Origin of the sequence: Spiroplasma endosymbiont of Tiphia femorata (assembly GCF_964020225.1) — a bacterium.
In the GTDB taxonomy this organism is placed as follows: domain Bacteria; phylum Bacillota_I; class Bacilli_A; order Mycoplasmatales; family VBWQ01; genus Spiroplasma_E.
Genome location: NZ_OZ026544.1, coordinates 688024 through 708967 on the forward strand (window position 1 = coordinate 688024; position 20944 = coordinate 708967).

Below are 20944 nucleotides of genomic sequence, written 5' to 3' on the forward strand. Positions count from 1 at the left end.
TTTCAATTTTATCAACTTATTTTTTATTGTTTTATAAAATTTTTTATTTAAATAAAATAATATTAATAAAACTTATAAGTTTTATTAATATGAAAGTATCTTTATATTTAATTTAAAATAAATTAACAATTATTGATGAAATCGATAATGTATAAAAAAATATACTAATTTTCAATTTCTTTATTTTTTATATTTTTAATTGCTTGTGTTTCAGCATCACTAACATTAATATTTAAACACATACGATATAAACTAGAAATAGCAAAAAGACATTCACCAACTTTAGCACGAGCAATAAAATCAGTTTCATTAGCAGAAATGCCACCATATGAAGAATACAATTCATTTAATGCCGCTAAATCATGAGGTTGTAAGTTTAATACTTTTAAATATTGACTTGAGTTAATAATAGCAGTAGTATATTTTTTAATTTCTTCAGAACCAAGAAAATCGTTAATATTTTGTGTAATAATATTTATCATACCTGTATACTTACGAATTCTCTTAACAATTTGATACATAAATAATAATGCTGCTGGAAATTCTTTATCAATAAGTAAATGGGCTTCATCAATAGTAATTGAAATTCATTGTTGTTTATTATTAATTTCATTATCATTTTTATTTTTTCGTACTTCATTTTCAATATATTTCAAAATTAAAAACATTTGAGCGTTAACTAAACGTTTATTCCCTGATTGCGTTAAAGTATATAAATCATAAACTTGTAATAAACTACTGCTATTAATATTAGTATGAGCATTTCATAAATTAGCATCAGTACCACCAGTTGCAAATCTTGATAATATAATTAGTAAATTTTTTAATTCATTTTTAGTTCTAATCTCTTCTTCTTTAACCATATCAGATTCAATAATATCATATAAATCTTGAAAAATTGGAAATTGATTTGGTTTTAATAAATGAATTTTTGTTCGAGAAGTAATACCAAATTTTTCATACATTAAATTTACATAAATCATTAATAAACTTGATTCATTTCTCGTTAATCCACCAGTAGCAACGTTTAAAAATTGTTCTAAGAATTGCATATGTGGTGCTAAAATATCACGAGTATTATTATCATTAGTATTATCATCACTCAGTGCCAATGTAATTTGAAATGGATTAATATTGCCAGAAGAACCGTCACCAACATCAATTCAACTTCCATCATGATAATTACATAAATCGCGATATTCACGTTCAGGATCAATAACAATTACTTTATGACCAAGCATAATTTGATAATTTACTTCTTTTTTAGAAGTATAAGATTTTCCTGAACCACTAGTACCAATAATTAATTGATTATGATTTTTACGAGTACTACTTTTAGTTCTTTGATCAAAAAATACTTTATTACCACTTTCATTAAATCCAAGAAACAGTCCTTGTTTATCATTTAATTCTTGATTTAAAAAAGGAAAACTAGCACCTATTGTTAAACATGGCATTTCGTGACCTGTTTCTTTAAATCAATCAGCACTATCTGGCATTACTGATAAAAAAGCTTCTAATTGACGATAATATAATTTATCAAACTTCATATTATTGTTTTTTATTTCGTATTCGGCAGTACTAATATTTTGCTTAAGTTGCTTACGATCAGCACCATTAATTAATAAATACATATTAGTATTAAATATTTTTTCACCACCACCAGCAATTTGATCTAATAATTCATTTAATGATTGATAATGATAATCATAATCTCTTCGTTCTGATAATGATTTTGTCATAAAATTTAAAGTTGCTAAATTTTGCATAGCTTTATTCAATTGTTTTTTAGCACTTTCTTCACTGATACTATTAAAAGTAAAGATTAAACTAGTATTCGGAATATTTACTAAATTTGCTAATCAGACTGCTGAAACTTCAAATGGATAATCATATATGTTATAAACAGTTTGAAAACAATTAGCAAATTCTAAATTATTCTTATGAACTAATAATTCTTTAATCGCTAAATCATTAGTTAAATCTTTACTTTTAACAGTTTCTTCTTTTTTTGTAGTAAACATTTCTTCTAACGAAGCATTTTCATTAGAATTTATTAATTTACTATAAACAACCATCATTTCAAAACAATTAATATCACTAGCTTTAACACCACTACGACTGATATAATTTTTAAAAGCATTTACTTCTTCTTTTAATTTTTCTTGATTTGATGAATAAAAAAATAAGTAAAAAAATGGTTGCGTCATTTCATTTTGATTTTGAATTTCATTATTAGCATTAATTGCTGATATCATTTGAAATTTTCTTGCTAATTTTGCTTTTTCACTAATATTTTCTAAATCAATTTTTTCGAGTTGTTCTTTATAAAAATTAGTTTGTGCAGTTATATCTAAAGGCATATCAATCTTTATTAAAGACATAGAAATATTAATAATTTTAAAAGCTGCAGCTAAATCTTTAATTTTATTTGAGGCTTCTTCATTAGATAATAATGTAATATTAAAACCCTCCAATAATAAAGCTCTAGTATAATTTGTATTTTTCACATTTAATTGCATCACATTCTTACTAATAATTTTTTTAAATGGTACTAATATTTGTGAATTTTTTTCAGATTTATAATAACGATTTTTACTATGAAATTTAAATCATAATAAAATAATTTCTCATCCTTTTTTTCTTGGCTGTCAATAAAAAGTAAGCGGAATAGTAGCACAACCAACTAAAATAACAGCTAATATTTTAAAAATAATATCAATTTGCAATAATAAAATAATAATTGAAGCAAATCCAACTACCATTAAAATAATTAATAAATCAATTAAACCAACACTTCTCCAAATTTGTAATTTTACAAATTTAATAGTTTTAGGAATTAAAAATTTCATTTATCTTTTCTTTTGAAATTTCATTAGAATTTAGCGCTGAATTTGGTTTACTGTTTATTTTCTCTATCTTTATACTATTAACACGCTTCTTAAAGCCACAACGACTGCAATTAACTTGAATATTTATTCCTTCTAAGTAATCAGCTATCAAAATTACTCTACCACATCGATAGCAAGCAAAAGAATTTTGTGGCTTTTGAGCTAATCGAACAGATGTATACGTATCTTTCATAATCATTGTCTCCTAACTGAATTTAATTTGTTTACTAAACACAATTCAAAGTTATCTTGTTCCCTAAATATTATTAAGCAACTGAAAAAGAAAAAATAAATTTTTGCTATATTTTTAATTTAAAATAACCCACTATTTAAACACTATTTTCTTTTTAAAATCTAGTTTTACTTTAAAAAATAAATTAAATTTTTAAAAACAAAGAAGAAAATTTAAAAAAATTTTAATAAAATAATATCTATAAAAACTCAAGAAATCAAAGTTTTATACATTTCTTGAGTTAAATAAATTTTAACAAATTAACAAAAAATAACAAATTTTTTTTATTTTTCTAACTTTTTATTAACTTATCTAATCCTGGAATATTTGGCATTTCTCCTTTTTTAATCTGACCAGCAATTTGATCCATAACTTTTTTAGTTTTTTCAAATTGGTTTAGCACTTTATTTAATTCTTTTTCTGAACGACCTGAGCCTTTTAATACTCTTGCTTTTCTAGTTGGATAACGTAAAATTTGTGGCTTTTCACGTTCTTGAGCAGTTGTTGAAGCAATAATATATTCTGCTATTTTTAAATCAGTTTCAGCATCACTAATTTTAGCATCACTAATTTTAGCAGACATACCAGGAATCATTTTTACAAGTGAGCCCAATTTACCCATTTTTTGAATTTGCTTCATTTGATTAACAAGGTCATTCAAATCAAATTGACCTAACATCATTCTATTCATAGTTTCTTCAACATCACGAGTTGAAACTATACTTTCGGCCTTCTCCATTAATGTAGTAAGATCACCCATTCCTAAAATACGTTCTGCCATTCTTTCTGGATAAAAAACCTCTAAATCAGTTACCTTTTCACCCATTCCTAAGAACTTAACAGGAATCTTTGTTAAATAAGAAATTGAAAGAGCTGAACCACCCTTAGCAGTACCATCTAATTTAGTGATTATACTTCCAGTAATAGGAATAGTATTATTAAACTCAATAGCAACATTAATTATATCTTGTCCTGCCATACCATCACAAACAAGTAAAACTTCTTTTGGTGAAGTAATTTTTCTTATTTCTGCTAGTTCTTGCATTAATTTTTCATCAATGTGTAATCTTCCAGCTGTATCAATTAATATTACATCAAACTTATTTTTATTAGCATATATTTGAGCATTTTTAACAATATTAGTAGGAGTTTCATTTTTTTGGGAAAAAACTTCAATATTCAATTGTTTTCCTAAAACTTTTAATTGTTCAACAGCAGCTGGACGATAAATATCTCCTGCAACTAGTAAACATTTTTTTTGATATTTATCTGTTAACAACTTTGCTAGTTTAGATATTGTTGTTGTTTTACCAGAACCTTGTAAACCAACTATCATAATAACAGTAGGATTAGTAGATAAATCTAATTCAACATTCTTAGTACCCATAATCTTTGTTAATTCATCATGAATAATTTTAATTAACATTTCTTTTTGATCTAAGCCTTCTTTAATAAATTCACCTTTTGCTTTATTAATAATTTCATTAGTTAAAGTTTTAACCACTCTAAAATTAACGTCAGCCTCTAACAAAATTAATCTAAATTCTTTAATTGTTGCTTCCATATTTTCCATGGTTAAAGTTTTTTTACTTAAATTTTTTTCTAATGTTTTTTGTACTTTTTTTGACATAATGTCAGCAAAACTCATATTTATATTCTCCTCTATTTTTAAGACTATATTATTTTAACACTAAAATAATAATGAAAAAATAAATTAAACATAAAAAAATAAATATTTGAATTAACAAATTATATATTTTATAAAGTTAAAAAGAGAACCTAAGGGTTCTCTAAAAAATAATTAATTAATTCTGTTGCTCTTACTTCACGAATAACAGTAATATGAATATCGCCTGGTATTGTAATCATTTGTTCTAATTTTTGTTTTAAGTTTCTTGCTAATATATGAGCATCAAAATCATTAATAACTTTAGGATCCACAATAACTCTAATTTGTCTTCCAGCCTGAACAGCATATGCTTTTTCTACGCCTTTAACAGATTTACACAAATCTTCAATTTCTTTAATTCTAGTTATAAATTCTTCTAATGAATTATTTCTTGAACCAGGTCTAGCTGCTGATAATGTATCAGCAGCTGAAACTAAAGAAGAATAAACATTATCTTTTGCAACATCACCATGATGAGAATGAATAGCATTAATAATAATATCACTTTCACCATATTTTTTTGCTAAAATCACACCATTATAAACATGTGAACCTTCTAATTCATAATCAGCAGCTTTACCAATATCATGTAATAAACCAGCACGTTTTGCAATATTAACATCTAAACCCAATTCAGCTGCCATTGCTCCTGCAAGTTTGGCAACTTCAAAGGAATGCAATAAAACATTTTGACCATAACTTGTACGATATTTTAATCTTCCAATATAAGATACTAACTCTGGTTCAAAACCAGTTAATTTTAACTCATCAATAATTTTTTTACCATCAACTTTAAAACCTTCATTTAATTCCTGCTCATGAAATCTCAAGATTTCTTCAATTCTAATTGGATGAATTCTTCCATTTTTAACTAAATCTTCTAAAGCTCTAGTTGCAATTTCTCTTCTGATCGGATTAAATGAAGAAATTTGAATTGTTTCTGGCGTATCATCAATGATAATATCTACACCTGCTGTTAACTCAAAAGATTTAATATTTCTACCCTCTTTACCAATAATTCTGCCTTTCATTTCTTCATTAGGTAACTTAACATATGATACTGACTTATCAACAATAAAATTACTTGCATAACGTTCTATTGCTTCACTAACAATATTATTGGCTAACTCTTTAGATTGAAGTTTAATATTATATTCATGATTTTTAATAATTTTATTAAATTCTAATGATAATTTTTCTTTTAATTTACTAAACAATTCATCTTTTGCTTCATTTCGACTCATACCAGAAATTTTTTCTAATTCCATAATAATTTAATCAATTTTTTGATGATATTCTAATTTAACATTTTTTACAATTTCACGTTGATGATAAAGATTTTGTGTTTGTGTTTCAATTATTTCTTCACGTTCACTTAATTTGCGTTCTCTTTTATTTAAAAGTTTCTCATATTCTAAATTTTGTTCTTTACGATATTCAATCTCTAAATACAAATCTTTTTTCATTTTACTTATTTCAATTTTTGCATCGGCTCTTGAGGATTGAATTAATTTTTGAGATTCTTTTTCTCTCTTTAAAATATTAGTAAAACTTTGTTGTTCTTTAATTTTTAAATACATTTTTCTAATTAGAAATCCAGCAATTATCCCTACTATCATTGCTAGAAAAATTGATATACCTACTCACATTCCAAACTGTTGACTACTTATATTTGATAATATAGCTAACATATTTTTTTCCATTTATATTTTTCTCTTTGCTGTAAAACACCTACAAGAAAAAGAATCCTTACACTCAAAAACTTAAATAAAATTAAAATTTTATATTTTTCTTCTTTAATATCTACACACAAATAAGTAGGATAATAATCCTACATTAATTTTAGCATGTTTTTTTTAAAACTTGATTCGTTCCTTAATTTGTTCTAAAAGAAAAGTATTTGTTTCTAAACTTTCTTTTGCTTTTATTTTTCCTTGTCCTAATTTTACATCTTCATAAGTGTATCAGCCACCAGATTTATTAATAACTTCTTTCTCAACAGCAATTGTAATGATTTCACTAATTTTTGAAAATCCTTCTTCAAAACAAAAATCAAGACTTGCTGTTTTAAATGGTGGTGCTACTTTATTTTTTACAACTTTTATTTTTATTTTATGACCAATTATTTGATTACTTTTGATTAATTGTTCACCTTTACGTACTTCTAGTCTAATTGTACTATAAAAACGTAATGCTTTTCCTCCGGGTGTTATTTCAGGATTACCATATATAATACCAACTTTTTCTCGAATTTGATTAATAAATAAAACAATACAATTAGTTTTTGCGATACTTCCACTAATTTTTCGTAATGCTTTAGACATTAATCGCGCTTGAGCACCAATTGTTTGATCATTCATATCACCATCAAGTTCAATTTGTGGAACTAATGCTGCTACTGAATCAACAACAATCATATCTAAAGCTTCTGATTTAACAAGAATATCTAGTATTTCTAATGCTTGTTCTCCTGAATCTGGTTGTGTAATTAATAAACGACTAATATCAACACCTAATTTTTGACTATACTGACGATCTAATGCATGTTCAGCATCTATAAATGCTATTCTACCATTTTGTTTTTGAACTTCTGCTAAAGCCATTAATGCTAATGTAGTTTTACCTGCCGATTCTGGTCCATAAACTTCAATAATACGACCTTTTGGAAAACCTTTAACACCTAAAATATCATCTAATAATATACTTCCTGAACTAATAACTTCAATATCGCCAATACTACTATCACTTAGTAACATAATAGCACCTTTGCCAAATTCTTTTTCAATTTACTTAATGGCCTTTTCTAATAATTGCTCTTTTTCTTTAATGTTTATTTCCATAAAATCACCCTACAAAATATTAATAACTCTGTAAGATAATTCCTTTTTAAAATTTAAAAACTTAATAAAATTTTTTTTAAAATAACTACTGCTTTTGCTACTATAGTTGATCTAATTTCGTTTCTATTACCTGAAATATTTAACACTTCACATCAAACATTATCATTGATAACAATACCTACATATACTAAACCAACCGGTTTATTTTCTAGAGCATTAGGTCCTGCATTTCCAGTAAAACTAATAGCAATATTTGTTTTTAAAATTTTTTGTGTATTTAAAGCCATTTCTATAGCACATTGTTTACTTATTACACCATATTTTTCAATGGTTGTTTTTTTAATTTTAACAATATTGATTTTTGATTCATTAGTATACGTTATAAAACCACCACTAAAATATTTAGAAGCACCAGCAATACTAGTAATCTCTTGAGCAAAAAGTCCACCAGTAATACTTTCACAACAACTAATTCTAAAATTAAATTTATCTAATAAAACTAAAAGTTCAGTCATTTTTAAACCTTCAATCAAATAATTTACAATACAAAAAAAGAATAAAAAAATCATAAGCCAGGTTCTGTTCTTGCTTCTTGCAAGTGCTAACCATTTATCTACTATTGTAAACAATAGTTCGGTTTATTATTCATTTCTAATAAACCAATGCCCCTACCTAAATTTGGGTTTCTCGCTTGTGGGGTTTATCTCGTTCCAGCTTTTAAGTTTCCTTAAAACTCGTCTCTATGACACTTTTATAGACTAGAACCTTATTTAATAAAAAACTTAGGTTTTTGTCAGCCGTCAGAATTACTGCTTAGAGTTATTGTTTTCTCTAACACAAACATTACTTTCATCACAGAAAGTGCGAGCGTGGACTTTCCTCTACATACTAATGCAGCGATTAGCTCATTTTTTATTCTTTTAGAAAAAAATTATAACATATTTATTCTTCATGTACAATACTTTCTAATTTGCTTAACCTCGTAATAATATCAACATTTTCTACACCTTTTTCTTCTAATTTTTGTTTTTCTTGTTTTAAAACTAAAATTTGTGTTTTTAAAACATCAATTTCTTTAAGTAACTTGTAATTATTATTTTCTAAAATTGCATTTTGCTTTTTTAGTTTATTTACAAATTCTTCTAGTATTTCATAATTAGTAGCTACTAAATCAAGAAATAAATCTACTTCTTTAGAATCATAGCCTTTATAATCAACAGTAAATTCTTTATCTATAATATCCTTTTTACAAATATTCATACTTATACCTCCTTTAATTAATTTAATTAAAAGGAAAACTATTCCAAAGTTAGTAATATTCTATATGTAAGGGGGAATTAAAATAATGTTTTATGCTAACCGTGGAATGTTTCTTGAAACTATAATTAATTATACTATTGAAATTATAAATAATGAAAAACAAGCACTAATTTTTAAACAAAATCCATCAATTTTATATCAAAACAATAAAATTTTTAAAGAAAAAAGTAATGTTGATTATCATGGTAAATATTTGTGTTTTGAAGCAAAAAGTACTAAGTCTTTAACATTACCATGAAATAATTTTAAAAAACATCAACTTGATTTCTAGTATAAAATGCTTTTTATCTTAATGCTATTAGTTTTGTTATTATTTATTTTTCAGAACATAATGCCTTTTTTTTAGTTTTTTGAGAAAAATTAAAATTTTTAAAAGTTCAAAAAAAAGCACTGACATATAAAAAAGTAGAACAAAATGGATATAAATTAGAAATTATATATCCATTTTATCTTGATTTTTTAAAATTTTTAATTTAAGAAGCTAAAGTTTCTGTTTGTTGATTAGTATGTTTTTTAAATTCAGAACTCGCTTTAAATTTAGGTGCTTTAGAAGCACTAATTACAATAGATTCACCAGTTTGGGGATTACGACCTGTTCTTGCTTCACGAATAATAGTTTCAAATATTCCAAATTTTGGTATATTAATTTTACCACCATTTGCAACTTCAACTTTTATCTCTTCAAAAAATAAATCAATAATATTAGTCGCTAAGGCAATTGTGACGTCAGACTTTTGCGCCACTATCTTAATAATTTCTGTCTTTGTTTTAGAATTACTTTTTGCCATAAAAAATTTCCTCCTAATGTTTTAAGAATTATAATTATAATGTCTATTATAGATATTATTATAACTACGTTATCTTCAAACCAATTTAAAAATGTTACTGGTCTGTAATCAAATTATATAGTAACATTTTATAAAGTGAACCATAAAATGTATTTTTTTTCTAAAAAAATGATAAAATTATTTGAATAATATTTTTTTTACACTTATAAAGGTTAAAAAATAAAAATAAAATTTAATTTTCAATACTGATAATAAAATATTAAATAAATATTTAATTAAAATTAAAATGAAAAATAATTATTAAAAAAATGAAAAGAAAAACATGTAAAATATATTTATAGTTGTTCAAGTTTTAATAATTAATGATGCTAATTTTATATTACTAATTAATTATTTAATACCACGTAAATAACTTAAAAATAACGCTACATTTTACTAATATATTCAATGATGCAAAAACATAATAATTTTAGAAAGAGTGATAAACTATGAAAAATATTATCCATACGCCTAATGCTCCTGCTGCTATTGGGCCATATAGTCAAGCAATAATTGCAGGTGACTTTTTATATATTTCTGGACAATTACCAATTAATAGTAAAACAGGTGAATTTATTGGCACTGACATTTCTTCACAAACTAAGCAAAGTTTATTAAATATTAAAGCAATTTGTGAAGCTGCTAATATTACTTTAAATAATATTGTAAAAGTTAATATTTTCTTAAAAGACTTAAATCACTTTGTTGAAATGAATAAAGTTTATGAAGAAATATTTGGTACACACGCTCCAGCAAGAGCAGCAGTTCAAGTTGCTAGAATTCCCAAAGATGCATTAATTGAAATTGAAGCAATTGCTTATTTAAAATAATTTTTCTAATTTTATTTTTTTATTGCATATCTAAATTTTTAACTATAAAATTAAGTCAAGATTTATTAAATTAAGTATCGTTTTTCTTTTATTATTTGTTTTTATAATTTTTTATGTTAAGATTTATTAAGTATCGTTTTTCTTTTATTATTTGTTTTTATAATTTTTTATGTTAAGATTTGTTTAGTTAAGTATCATTTTTCACCGCAAGTGTCAAATTTGATACTTTTTTTTATTTTTTATGATAATATATATAAAGATTTATATTTATTTATAAATCATTCAATTTTATCAAAAATTCCTACCAGGATTGATTATAGATGAATATTTCATACAATTTTTATGTTAAAAAAAATTTTTATGCTTGTTATGTTAAGAATGTTGTTTTGCCTATTGATATTTTAAAAAATGAGAGAAATAAATTAGGTATAAAGAATATTGGTAATAATACTAAATTAAGAAATAATAATGTTCGTACTAAATGTAAATTAGTTCAAAAAGCATTACATAATTTTTATAATGCAAGAGTTTTGAGTTTTTTAACTTTAACTTATCATAAAAATGAAACTGATATTAAAAAAGCAAAACATGATTTACAATTATTCTTTAAACGTTTAAAACGTTGATGAAATGACCCTAAACGTGCTAAACATTTGGGTGAATTAAGATATTTTTATGTTTATGAATATCAAAAGCGTGGTGCAGTTCATTTTCATATATTATTTAATCGTAAAATACCATATAGTATGATAACTACATGATGAACACATGCTGGTAATAATAAAGGTATTGATTTAAAGGTTGTACATAAAGGAACAAATGAATTTGTAGTTAAATATTTGAGTAAATATGTAACAAAAGTACAAGAAAATATTAAATCATTAAATCAAAAAGATGTTGGTGTTCAAGCATATTCATTTAGTAGAAATTGTAGAAATCCGCTTGTAGTTCGCGGAACTAAAATGTTAAGTTTACAAGAATTAGTACAAGCATGTGCAAAAGCAAAAGAATTTTATTTATTTAAAACTAAACCAAATGAACAAGGTGTTACCAATTTAATTGGTGGAAGTTATGATTATGTTGCAAATTGTGATTATTTTAAAGACTTTAATTATTATGTTAGTTTAGAAAGTTTACGATTTAGGTATTGATTAAAAAATACATTTAATAAAAATGATATTTTAGATTTTATTTATAAAATTTTTGATAAAAGCAAAATTCAAAAAATATTTTTAAATAAACGGATTTTACATTAATTTTATATTTTTTTTGTAATATTTGTATTTTTTGGTACATTTGTTATACTTTAATTGTGGTAAAGATATTTGCTGTTCTGGTAGGTAGTAAATGTCTTTACTTTTTGTTTTATATTTATTGATATTTTATTTAATTATGATATTATCTACTTATAAGTAAATATATTTTAGATTAGTTTTTAAATTATATTTAACTTATTTGAATTGGTTTACAATTCCCTACCAGGAATAGTTAAATATTAATATAAGAACTTTTTATTTATTAAATTAATTTTATAGTTGTATATTTTTAATTTAGTTATTTATAATTGTTTGCCAATTCAATTTATATTTTATATAGAAAGAAGTTGGCAATTTTTATGTTTAAAGTTCAATTGGTTAATATTGATAAAAATAGAATGATACCTGATAAAAATAATCAAGGTCAAAATTTGAAATTTGATGTTTTAACTTTTTTAGAAATTAATAAACAAACAAATATACCTACCGGTAAAGTACGGGATAAATGATATAACCCGTTAGTAGTTAATGATTTTACACAATATTTACATAAACTTAGTTTTAAAGTTGGTAATTATTATGATTTAAAATTAGATTTATCCGGTACTATTGTAGATATTATTGAATGAAAAGATAAATAATTATGGTTAAAAATGATAATTGTTTATGTGAACAAGCATTTCATTTAGCAATTTATATGTGTAAACTTTGTGACCAAGTTATTTGTCCTAAAAAAGTTTTACAAAATTTATATACTAAAAATTATTATTGTCCTAATTGTATATTAAATATAGCGTTAAATAAATCAATGAGAAAAAAACAATTACAGTTAAAAGAAAATTAAAATTAAGGTAGGTTTAAAATGTTAAATGTTGAAAGTTATTTAAAAATGAATGGAATTGATGAAAAAAAGTTTTTAGATTTTTTATTAGATGAATTTGTTAATTTTCGTTGTAGTAATAAAAAATGTACTACAAAATTTTTAAAGCCTTATGGTAATTTTGATGTTTCAATGATATTAACTATGCTTGAAAATTTAATTTGTGTTGATTGTAATAAATGTTATCATTGTTGAAATAAAAATCATAAATGTAATAAATAAAAAAATAAGGTGGTATATAAAAGTGCAAGATTTAGAAAAACGTATTGAAGAATTAGAAACGGTTGTTAATGATTTAATTAAATTTCAAACTTTACTTTTACATTCTTTTAATTATCTTGGTAAAGATGAAGAAAAGTTTAAATATAGTGAGATTAAAAGAAAGACTGTTATTAAACATTTAAAATAATATTTTAAAAAAAACTAAATAGGGAGTATATATATACTTTTTTGTGTACTTTGCTCCCATGTTATACAAATTAGTATATATATGCTCCTTATTATTATATAAAGTAAGGAGTTTTATTTATGCCTAATGAATTAGAGCAAACTAGTAATTATACTTTAATTAAAATTTTAAGAACTGGATTAAGTCCTTTAAGTGCTATGGTTGGCGTAAGTGCTTATTATGGTCAATATTTAAAAGACCCAATATTAGGTTCTATTAATTCATTATTATTTAGTAAAAAGTTAGGAATTGATATATGGAATATTAATCAAAGACCTACTACTAGAAATAAAGTTATTAATAGTTATAAAAAGATATTTTTAGGTTTAGGAACAATTGGTTTAATTAATTATGCTAATTTTGTTCAGTATGTAGATAAGTCAGTTTCTTTATTAAGAGATGAACCTTGTTTTTGACCACCATGTCCTACTGAACTACCAATTCCTACACCAATACCAACTCCTAAGCCAGTAATTGATAAGCCTTTTGTAGACTGAGATACTTATATATCTTTAAATAGTTTTGGTATAGCAAATGTTATTAGTGGCTTAACTGAGTTAATACCTAATAAATTTCAAAATATAAGAAAGATAGCAAATATGGGTACTGGTGGATGTTTGATTAGTAGTGGTGTTGCTATGGGTATTAATAATAATTTTAATAATTATTTTGCTATTCCTACTATTATTGCCGGAGCAAGTGAGATTATAAATACTTTATTGTTACCGTTAGGAAATACACATAATAATACAGAGTTACAAGAAGTATTTACTGATGAAAGAGCAAGGTTAATTAATGCTAGTGTTAGTGATTATCAAAGTACAAATGATAGTATGGTTGATGTTGATTTAAATGATGATAGTATGTCTGAGATTAATTTAGATAGAGCAAGTTTAAATTGGGATTATTCTTATGCTTATACGTTAGGTGGTGTTTAAAATGGATTTTAAGGAGATTATAAAATATGCTTTATATATTGGTGGGTTTTGTCTTATACTTTGATTTTGTCGTAATTGAATACATGAGGGTATACAGAAATTCAAACATAAAAAACATGTAAAGGAAAAAGAAAATGACCCTGATTGTACTTTTTGTCGTAAAGATTTTGAAAAGAAGAAACGTAAATTAGAAATGGAAAAACAACAAAAAGAATTAGAGAAAGGGGGTGATTAATATGCCCGCTGGACTATCAGCATTATTAACCATGATAGGTGGTGTTGGACAACAATTATTAAATGCTTTTACTTATATTTTTGGTTGAGTATTTACTACTGGCGATGGTGGAACACTTACAAATTGACCAGTTTTAATTTCAATCGTATTTATGGTTCTTGTATTTATTAAGCAGTTTGTTGGTCATATTATCCATGGAACTCATTAGTAATTAGAAAGGAGTAAGCAAATGGTAAAGTTATTTTTTAGTTTGGTTTTTGTTTTACCATTATTAGGTAGACTTTTACCAGTTGTTAATACTTTGGTACAAACTATTTATATGCAGTATTTAAGTTCTTTTGCTGGATTACATACTGTGACACTTTTTATTAAGTCGTTTTTTTATGATAGTTTATACACTTTACCTTTGCCTATTCTTGCTTTAATAAATGTTAGTTTTGTATTTTATTTAATTTTAGGATTATTTAGATTTACAAGACATTAGGATGTGAAATTATGTTTATACCTTTTATTACAACTGTTATGCAATTATTTGCTTCAATTTTTATGAAGTTTTTTAGTTTTCCACTTGGTGATTTAGGTTTTAATTTAGGTACGTTAATGATATTTTTGATTTTGCTTAGATTTGCATTTAGGGTTATTTTACCTGAATTGATGTTACCAACATTAGGTTTAGGATATGCTGTTAAGTTCATTGGTAAAAGTTCTGTTTCTTTGGGTGTTGGTACTGGTCAACAAATTGCTAAGAGTTATCAAAGACGTGTTGAAAAAGTGAAAAACAAGAAATAAACAACAAGGTAAGTTTAAAGGTGGTGCTGGTGGTAATAAGTTTACTGGTAGTTCAACTCGTGATTTTGGTATTGGTGATTAATTATGTCTAATTTTGTTCTTAGTATATTACATTTTATTTTTATATTTTCTAGTAAAGATATTCAAATATTTTTAAATCAACCAAACATTACTAATGAAGTTTATATTTTGTTTAATTTGACTTTTTGGTTGGTATTAGGTGTATTTTTTAATTTTATTTATCGTGTTATTAAATTTGTTTTTAGGTCATTGTTTGGGTAGGTGTTAAGTATGAGTGTTTTAGAAATTTATAATAAAATACATCAATGTATAGTTGATTATTGAACTATGTTTATAGGTAAGCCAGTTGATGATTTTACTACTATTTTATGAAATTTAGTAGTTTATGGTACACAGTTTTTTATTGGATTTGTTTTGTTTTATGGTTCATGGTGAATTTTAAAATGTTTATTTGGTAAATAATTATGTGATTTAAGTTTGCAAAAATATTTTTTGTTGTAAATACTTCTGTTCAAGCACCAACTAGTTTAATTGTTTCAAATGACCCTAATGTTGTTAATTATGATATTACAAAAGAAATGGTTAAACACGTTAAGTATAATGATTTTAATGATTGAGCAACAATTCCATGAAATTCTGCTTATTTTGACATTGACCAACCGGATTTAAAATTAGTTAGTGGTGAATATATTGGTAATCAGGGTACTTATATATGTTCTTATTATAGTGATACAGTTGGTGTTCCAAAATAACAGATAAATATGGGGTCTGGCGTTTATACTTTTAATAGAAAACAATTGGATGAATTTTCACGTATTATGTTTAATCATAATTATGTTTCAGAAAAGAATACTAATCATTTGAATTTTGTTAATAACGATAGGAGAGTTATAAATTTTCAAACACAGTTAAATTTTGAAATTGATAAACCTTTGAGTTTTTATATTCAAGGATTTATGTTTTATTTTGAATATGAACGTTTTAAAACTTTTACTGCTAATTTTACTTTTAGTTTTTTAGATTATGTTGGTGATACAAAGTATGTTTTTAAAGGTAAGGTTGATAATAATATTTATCAGCAACATTTATATAATTTTGTTACTTTGCCTATTCGTGTACCAAATTTAAAACATTTAACAGTATTTTTTGATGTTCACGGCGATTCATATTCTTATATGTCACCACAGTTAAATCTTGGTCAAGTTAATATTTTTTCAAGTGAAAAAGTTATGCCAGTTCCACCAAATAGTCCTTTTAACCCTGAGTATGAGCGTGTTAGTTGATATGATGTTTTTGGTCATTTGCGTAATGCTTTTAGATGAGTACTTTATGGTGTTGTTGGTAAAGTTTTACCAGTTGAACCATTAAGAGAATTTTTTACTAAACTTGATGGATTATTGAGACGTATTTTTGATGATACTATTAGTTCTGTTTTAAATGTTGATTTTACTAGTGGTTTAGAACAAGTTTTAACTTTATGAGTATTTTTAAAAGCAGTAGGATTTTTAGTTGGTTAGGAGTTGAAATAATGCCTTGATATGGTTATTTCCTTTTAGGAATTTTATTATTAATAATACTATATCCATTTTTAATAACTAGAAAAAATATAAAGATATTACAACGTGTAGGTAGTTATATTATTTCAGCACCACCACGTACTGGTAAATCTGCCCTTGCTTGTTGTTTAGCACAAAAACATAAGGGTAGGGTAGTTAGTCCTATTCCTATTAAAGTACGTAATGAATATAGTTATCGCTGTTCTTATGATGATGTTTTTAAGTTTAATCAATTAAATAGTAATTATGCTTTTAAAGAGAATGATATGCTTGTTTTTGATGAATTAGGTTTAAAAATTAATAGTAATGATTTGTCACCCGAATTTAAAGAAACACAGGAAAGTTTAGGAATGTTTTGTAAATTGATAGGTCATAATTTTAATGGAATTATGTATATGATTGAACAACACCCCGATAGAATACCAAAACAAGCACGTGAAAAAGTAGAGTATATTGTTCAAGTTAAAAGAATGCGTATTTTATTATTTTTAGTTAAGTTTAAACTTAATATTTATACTAATGTTGATGATTATAATAAAATTGTTTTATCTAAAAGACAAACAAAGCGAATAATTAAACGTGGTGGATTACCACCCAGTTATAGTGGTGAAACTATGACTTTTAGTTTATGATTTCCTAAGTCTTATTTACAAAGATATAATAGTCGTGCTTTAAATTATATTCATTCGTTAAAGAGTGAATTAAGTAGTGTTAAAGACTATGAACAGTCACAAGCATTAGATTTTACTGTTGATGATATTAAAGCAGTAGGATTAGATAAGTTGGATAATATATTACAGACTGAAAAGAAAGAAACTAAAAATACTGTATGTCGTGCTTGTTATTATAGAAATAAACATTCTAACAAAAATAAATAAAGATGCTAAAATAAATTCATAAACTTAATATAAGTTTTTAATTCATTATTTTATTTTAAAAATAAATGAGTTTTTTATTTTGAAAAAGAAAGGTGATTAAATTATGTGAAAAAAAAATGAACAATATAAGGAATTTAATGATAAAGCTAAAGCTCAAAAAAAAGAAGATATGAAGAAATATAATGAGTTTCAACAAGAAAGGAAAAAAGAAGAAAAAAAAATAAAAGAAAAGCTAAAAAGAGCTGAAAAAGAAGCAAGAGTCAAAGAAGAATGAGAAAAAAGAGACCGTGAAAGAAGAAAAGCAGAAGAACAAAAAGCTCATGAAAAAGCCTGAGAATGTGAACAGAAGGAACGTATAAGAAGAGAACAACAACGAATGGAATTACAAAAAAAAGAAGAAGACAGAAGACTTAAAAAAGAAATTGAAAAACAAATGCAAGAATTAAAAATAAAATCAGAAAAAAAAGAAAATTTTGATAAATTTTCAAAAAAAACAAATCCATTTTTATAAAAATTATAGTATTTTGAAAAATTTAAACCTATATTATTGGTCGGAGCCAACCAGAACCTTGGTTGGTTGGCCGCGGGGTTTAGCCCCGCTGGGGTGAGTTGCGAAGCAACGAGGGGCAAAGCCCCTATTACTTGATTAAATTAAGTATCGTTTTTCTTTTATTATTTGTTTTTATAATTTTTTATGTTAAGATTTGTTTATTATTAAAATGTATAAAATTGGTTTTTTAAAACCTAGAACGCGGAAGTTTTATATATGGATATTCAACAAGATTTTTATGTTAAAAAAATTTTTTATGCTTGTTATGTTAAAAATGTTGTTTTACCTATTTCTTTTTTAAATAATATTGGAAATAAAAAAGGTAAATGTTATGTTGGAAATAAACAAAAATTGAGAAATAATACTTCTCGTACTAAAACTAATTTAATTCAAAAAGCATTACATAATTTTTATAATAGTAAAATGTTAAGTTTTGTTACTTTGACTTATAAAAATAATATGCAAGATATTAAAAAAGCAAAAAAAGATATTGGTTTATTTTTTATTAAATTAAAAAAGTGATGAAATGACCCTAAACGTTTTCAAAATTTAGGAGAATTAAAGTATTTTTATGTTTATGAATATCAATCTCGTGGTGCTATTCATTTTCATATAATTTTTAATAGAAAGATATATAAAAGTATGTTAGCAGAATGATGAACTCATGGTTTTAATGATTTAAAAGTAGTTAAAAAAGGTACAAATGAATTTGTTATTAAATATTTAGGAAAATATGTTACAAAAGCCATGGATGATGTTAAATCTATAAATCAGACAGATGTAGGTGTAAAGGCTTATGCTTTTAGTCGTAATTGTAAAAATCCTCTTGTTGTTCGTGGTATTAAAAAATTGACAATTGGAGATATAATTAAAGCAAGTTTTAATGCAACAAATGTATTTTATTTTAAAACTCAAAGAGATAGTAATGGTGATACTGTGATGATTGGTGCTATTATGGAGGGTAAAATTTTAATTGATGATATTGATGTTACTTATAATAGTATTGGTTTTGAACGAAAAATGGCTTATGTTAGTATGCATTTACAGAGTTGAAATAAATTATTTAGTATTCAACGTAACTTAGCAAGAACAGCAATTACTAATAAACCCTTTTTACAAGAAATAAGCAATATTAATCAAAAAATTAAGACTGATATTGAAAACTTAAAAAATACAGGTTTAAATTTAGACAGTGGTTATTTTAAAGAATATGAAGATTACGAAAAATATGTATATTTAAGTGCTTTATCGTATAAACATTATTTATGGACTAGTGAAATTGGTTATTTAAATCATAGAGATAGAGATGTTTTGACTTGGGTTTATAAAGTTTTTGGTAGTAAAGTTGAAGAAATAAATTTTAAGAAAAAAGTTTTACATTAGTTTAATTTTTAGTATTTTTTTTATTTTTTTAAATTATAATAAAATATAAAAGGAGAAAAAAATGGATACTAAAACAATAATTGAAATTTGTACTAGTATTATTAGTGCTATGTCTGTTATTATAACTTTAGGAATTACTATATATTTTCAATTTGAAAATAGAAAAAGAACAATTAGAACAGAATTATATAAAGAATTAGAAAAGATTTGAAATAAATATCAATTTTTTTCTTATGAAGAGAAAAATTTACTTAGAGATTATAAAAATGAAATAATAGGTAGTAAACAACTTTCAGTAAAAGAAATGTCAAAACAATTTATAACACATTTTAATTCGTATTTGTGAGAAGTAAATATTTTATTATCTATTTTTAATTTCGAAAATAAATATGAATGTTCTCAATGTAGAAGTATTATTGATACAAAAAAATGAGATGAATTTACTAATTCATTATATAATAGGAAAAAAATAATTGATTGAAGTGTAATTTTTAAATTCTTTTTAGTAACTGAAAAAAACAAGTTAAAAATTATGATTGCTATTTGCCCGAATTGTTTAAAAAATGATTTAAAATAATAAATTTAAAAATTTTAAGTTTTATCATAAAAAATTAAATTATTAAAGAATATACTTGTATATATATATATATATATATATATAATGGTTAATGAACATTAGTGATTATTCGCGTTCTTACTAATGTTCATTTTTTATTTTTAGTTGAAATTTTATATTTTTATGATATATTATTAGTAAGTATAGGTTTACCCTACTATGCTTGACTTATTAAATTAAATTTTAATGAACGCGAAAGGTTAAGTATTTTTTTATGTTTAAAGTTCAATTAGTTAATATTGAAAAAGGGCGTATTATTCCTGATAAAAATAATAAAGGTCAAACATTAAAGTTTGATGTTTTGAAGTTTGTAGAAATAAACAAACAAACAAGTGTGCCAACTGGTCAAACACGTGATAAATGATATAATCCGGAATTTGCTAGTGATTTTAATAATTGTTTATCTACTCTTGATTTAAAAGTTGGTAATTTTTATTCACTTGAACTTGATTTAAGCGGTAATATTAAAAAACTTTCTAATTGAAAATAGTTATTTATTAAAAGGGTAATTTTAAATAATTATTTTATGTTAGGAGTTAATTTTAAATTATGGCTAGAAGTAATAATTGTTCTTGTGGACAACCGTTTCATTTAGCTATTTATATGTGTAAACTTTGTGACCAAGTTATTTGTCCTAAAAGAGTTTTACAAAACTTATATACTAGAAAATATTATTGTCCAAATTGTATATTAGATATTGCTTTAAATAAGGCAATGAGACAGCAAGAAAGTAAGTTAAATTATGAGACATAAATGTAGTGATTGAACTTATGAACGAGTATATG

At 24.2% G+C, this 20944-nt stretch carries 32 protein-coding genes and 1 other RNA gene; 23 read left to right on the forward strand and 10 right to left on the reverse strand.

What is annotated here, in order from left to right:
- Positions 1 to 164: 164 nt before the first annotated feature.
- From AACK83_RS04250 to AACK83_RS04290, 9 genes are all read right to left on the reverse strand, one after another.
- Positions 165 to 2852: an Mbov_0397 family ICE element conjugal transfer ATPase gene (locus AACK83_RS04250; protein ID WP_338959546.1), complete on the reverse strand. Its 2688-nt coding sequence runs from the start codon at positions 2850 to 2852 to the stop codon at positions 165 to 167.
- On the reverse strand, positions 2833 to 3084 hold the full coding sequence (locus AACK83_RS04255) for a hypothetical protein (RefSeq protein ID WP_174480064.1): 252 nt from the start codon (positions 3082 to 3084) through the stop codon (positions 2833 to 2835). Before AACK83_RS04255 ends, AACK83_RS04250 begins: the two co-directional genes overlap by 20 nt.
- Positions 3085 to 3415: 331 nt before the next feature.
- Complete coding sequence (gene ffh, locus AACK83_RS04260) at positions 3416 to 4771, reverse strand: signal recognition particle protein (protein ID WP_252320142.1); 1356 nt, start codon at positions 4769 to 4771, stop codon at positions 3416 to 3418.
- A gap of 131 nt (positions 4772 to 4902) precedes the next feature.
- A complete protein-coding gene (gene rny / locus AACK83_RS04265; protein WP_338959550.1) occupies positions 4903 to 6060 on the reverse strand; it encodes a ribonuclease Y in 1158 nt (385 codons plus the stop codon).
- A 6-nt stretch (positions 6061 to 6066) separates the two neighbouring features.
- Positions 6067 to 6483, reverse strand: a complete 417-nt coding sequence (locus AACK83_RS04270; protein ID WP_338959553.1) for a hypothetical protein — start codon at positions 6481 to 6483, stop codon at positions 6067 to 6069.
- Between the two features lie 165 nt (positions 6484 to 6648).
- Positions 6649 to 7578, reverse strand: a complete 930-nt coding sequence (gene recA, locus AACK83_RS04275; RefSeq protein WP_338959803.1) for a recombinase RecA — start codon at positions 7576 to 7578, stop codon at positions 6649 to 6651.
- Between the two features lie 107 nt (positions 7579 to 7685).
- Positions 7686 to 8147: a CinA family protein gene (locus AACK83_RS04280; RefSeq protein ID WP_338959371.1), complete on the reverse strand. Its 462-nt coding sequence runs from the start codon at positions 8145 to 8147 to the stop codon at positions 7686 to 7688.
- 48 nt (positions 8148 to 8195) lie between these two features.
- An RNA gene (gene rnpB, locus AACK83_RS04285) (RNase P RNA component class B) lies at positions 8196 to 8545 on the reverse strand.
- Between the two features lie 29 nt (positions 8546 to 8574).
- The gene (locus AACK83_RS04290) at positions 8575 to 8892 is read right to left on the reverse strand and encodes a DivIVA domain-containing protein (protein WP_338959370.1); all 318 of its coding nucleotides are present in this window, start codon (positions 8890 to 8892) and stop codon (positions 8575 to 8577) included.
- An 85-nt stretch (positions 8893 to 8977) separates the two neighbouring features.
- Between AACK83_RS04290 and AACK83_RS04295 the strand changes: the two genes are divergently transcribed.
- Positions 8978 to 9223, forward strand: a complete 246-nt coding sequence (locus AACK83_RS04295) for a Holliday junction resolvase RecU (RefSeq protein WP_338959555.1) — start codon at positions 8978 to 8980, stop codon at positions 9221 to 9223.
- Between the two features lie 202 nt (positions 9224 to 9425).
- On the opposite strand, the gene AACK83_RS04300 is transcribed toward AACK83_RS04295, so the two are convergent.
- The gene (locus tag AACK83_RS04300; RefSeq protein ID WP_252320859.1) at positions 9426 to 9740 is read right to left on the reverse strand and encodes an HU family DNA-binding protein; all 315 of its coding nucleotides are present in this window, start codon (positions 9738 to 9740) and stop codon (positions 9426 to 9428) included.
- Positions 9741 to 10228: 488 nt separating this feature from the next.
- Between AACK83_RS04300 and AACK83_RS04305 the strand changes: the two genes are divergently transcribed.
- From AACK83_RS04305 to AACK83_RS04410, 22 genes are all read left to right on the forward strand, one after another.
- The gene (locus tag AACK83_RS04305) at positions 10229 to 10609 is read left to right on the forward strand and encodes a RidA family protein (RefSeq protein WP_252320861.1); all 381 of its coding nucleotides are present in this window, start codon (positions 10229 to 10231) and stop codon (positions 10607 to 10609) included.
- A 320-nt stretch (positions 10610 to 10929) separates the two neighbouring features.
- A complete protein-coding gene (locus AACK83_RS04310) occupies positions 10930 to 11865 on the forward strand; it encodes a rolling circle replication-associated protein (RefSeq protein WP_338959558.1) in 936 nt (311 codons plus the stop codon).
- A 359-nt stretch (positions 11866 to 12224) separates the two neighbouring features.
- On the forward strand, positions 12225 to 12506 hold the full coding sequence (locus AACK83_RS04315; RefSeq protein ID WP_338958222.1) for a hypothetical protein: 282 nt from the start codon (positions 12225 to 12227) through the stop codon (positions 12504 to 12506).
- Positions 12507 to 12508: 2 nt separating this feature from the next.
- Positions 12509 to 12709, forward strand: coding sequence for a hypothetical protein (locus AACK83_RS04320; protein ID WP_338958221.1), 201 nt, complete (start codon positions 12509 to 12511; stop codon positions 12707 to 12709).
- A gap of 18 nt (positions 12710 to 12727) precedes the next feature.
- A complete protein-coding gene (locus AACK83_RS04325) occupies positions 12728 to 12967 on the forward strand; it encodes a hypothetical protein (protein WP_338958218.1) in 240 nt (79 codons plus the stop codon).
- Between the two features lie 22 nt (positions 12968 to 12989).
- Positions 12990 to 13154: a hypothetical protein gene (locus AACK83_RS04330; protein ID WP_338958215.1), complete on the forward strand. Its 165-nt coding sequence runs from the start codon at positions 12990 to 12992 to the stop codon at positions 13152 to 13154.
- A gap of 119 nt (positions 13155 to 13273) precedes the next feature.
- Positions 13274 to 14131, forward strand: coding sequence for a hypothetical protein (locus AACK83_RS04335; RefSeq protein WP_338959280.1), 858 nt, complete (start codon positions 13274 to 13276; stop codon positions 14129 to 14131).
- A gap of 1 nt (position 14132) precedes the next feature.
- On the forward strand, positions 14133 to 14366 hold the full coding sequence (locus AACK83_RS04340; protein WP_174479931.1) for a hypothetical protein: 234 nt from the start codon (positions 14133 to 14135) through the stop codon (positions 14364 to 14366).
- 1 nt (position 14367) lies between these two features.
- Positions 14368 to 14574 carry a hypothetical protein gene (locus AACK83_RS04345; RefSeq protein WP_174480862.1) on the forward strand — a complete coding sequence of 69 codons (207 nt, stop codon included), beginning with the start codon at positions 14368 to 14370 and terminating at the stop codon, positions 14572 to 14574.
- 21 nt (positions 14575 to 14595) lie between these two features.
- Positions 14596 to 14850, forward strand: coding sequence for a hypothetical protein (locus tag AACK83_RS04350; RefSeq protein ID WP_174480864.1), 255 nt, complete (start codon positions 14596 to 14598; stop codon positions 14848 to 14850).
- A gap of 11 nt (positions 14851 to 14861) precedes the next feature.
- Positions 14862 to 15155, forward strand: coding sequence for a hypothetical protein (locus tag AACK83_RS04355; RefSeq protein WP_338958209.1), 294 nt, complete (start codon positions 14862 to 14864; stop codon positions 15153 to 15155).
- Positions 15156 to 15239: 84 nt separating this feature from the next.
- Complete coding sequence (locus AACK83_RS04360; RefSeq protein WP_338959282.1) at positions 15240 to 15437, forward strand: hypothetical protein; 198 nt, start codon at positions 15240 to 15242, stop codon at positions 15435 to 15437.
- Positions 15438 to 15446: 9 nt separating this feature from the next.
- Complete coding sequence (locus AACK83_RS04365; protein ID WP_338958204.1) at positions 15447 to 15638, forward strand: hypothetical protein; 192 nt, start codon at positions 15447 to 15449, stop codon at positions 15636 to 15638.
- A gap of 2 nt (positions 15639 to 15640) precedes the next feature.
- Entirely contained in the window at positions 15641 to 15928 is a 288-nt protein-coding gene (locus AACK83_RS04370) for a hypothetical protein (RefSeq protein ID WP_338959561.1), read from the forward strand.
- Positions 15929 to 15937: 9 nt separating this feature from the next.
- Positions 15938 to 16693, forward strand: coding sequence for a hypothetical protein (locus AACK83_RS04375; RefSeq protein WP_338959564.1), 756 nt, complete (start codon positions 15938 to 15940; stop codon positions 16691 to 16693).
- Positions 16694 to 16704: 11 nt separating this feature from the next.
- On the forward strand, positions 16705 to 17610 hold the full coding sequence (locus AACK83_RS04380) for a hypothetical protein (protein ID WP_338958200.1): 906 nt from the start codon (positions 16705 to 16707) through the stop codon (positions 17608 to 17610).
- A gap of 103 nt (positions 17611 to 17713) precedes the next feature.
- Complete coding sequence (locus AACK83_RS04385; protein ID WP_338958198.1) at positions 17714 to 18121, forward strand: hypothetical protein; 408 nt, start codon at positions 17714 to 17716, stop codon at positions 18119 to 18121.
- Positions 18122 to 18134: 13 nt separating this feature from the next.
- Positions 18135 to 18260 carry a hypothetical protein gene (locus AACK83_RS04390; RefSeq protein WP_338959567.1) on the forward strand — a complete coding sequence of 42 codons (126 nt, stop codon included), beginning with the start codon at positions 18135 to 18137 and terminating at the stop codon, positions 18258 to 18260.
- A gap of 116 nt (positions 18261 to 18376) precedes the next feature.
- Entirely contained in the window at positions 18377 to 19543 is a 1167-nt protein-coding gene (locus AACK83_RS04395) for a rolling circle replication-associated protein (protein ID WP_338959569.1), read from the forward strand.
- Between the two features lie 61 nt (positions 19544 to 19604).
- Positions 19605 to 20120 carry a hypothetical protein gene (locus AACK83_RS04400; RefSeq protein WP_338956756.1) on the forward strand — a complete coding sequence of 172 codons (516 nt, stop codon included), beginning with the start codon at positions 19605 to 19607 and terminating at the stop codon, positions 20118 to 20120.
- A gap of 253 nt (positions 20121 to 20373) precedes the next feature.
- Entirely contained in the window at positions 20374 to 20649 is a 276-nt protein-coding gene (locus AACK83_RS04405; protein WP_338956755.1) for a hypothetical protein, read from the forward strand.
- A gap of 59 nt (positions 20650 to 20708) precedes the next feature.
- On the forward strand, positions 20709 to 20912 hold the full coding sequence (locus tag AACK83_RS04410; protein WP_338956753.1) for a hypothetical protein: 204 nt from the start codon (positions 20709 to 20711) through the stop codon (positions 20910 to 20912).
- Positions 20913 to 20944 lie beyond the last annotated feature (32 nt).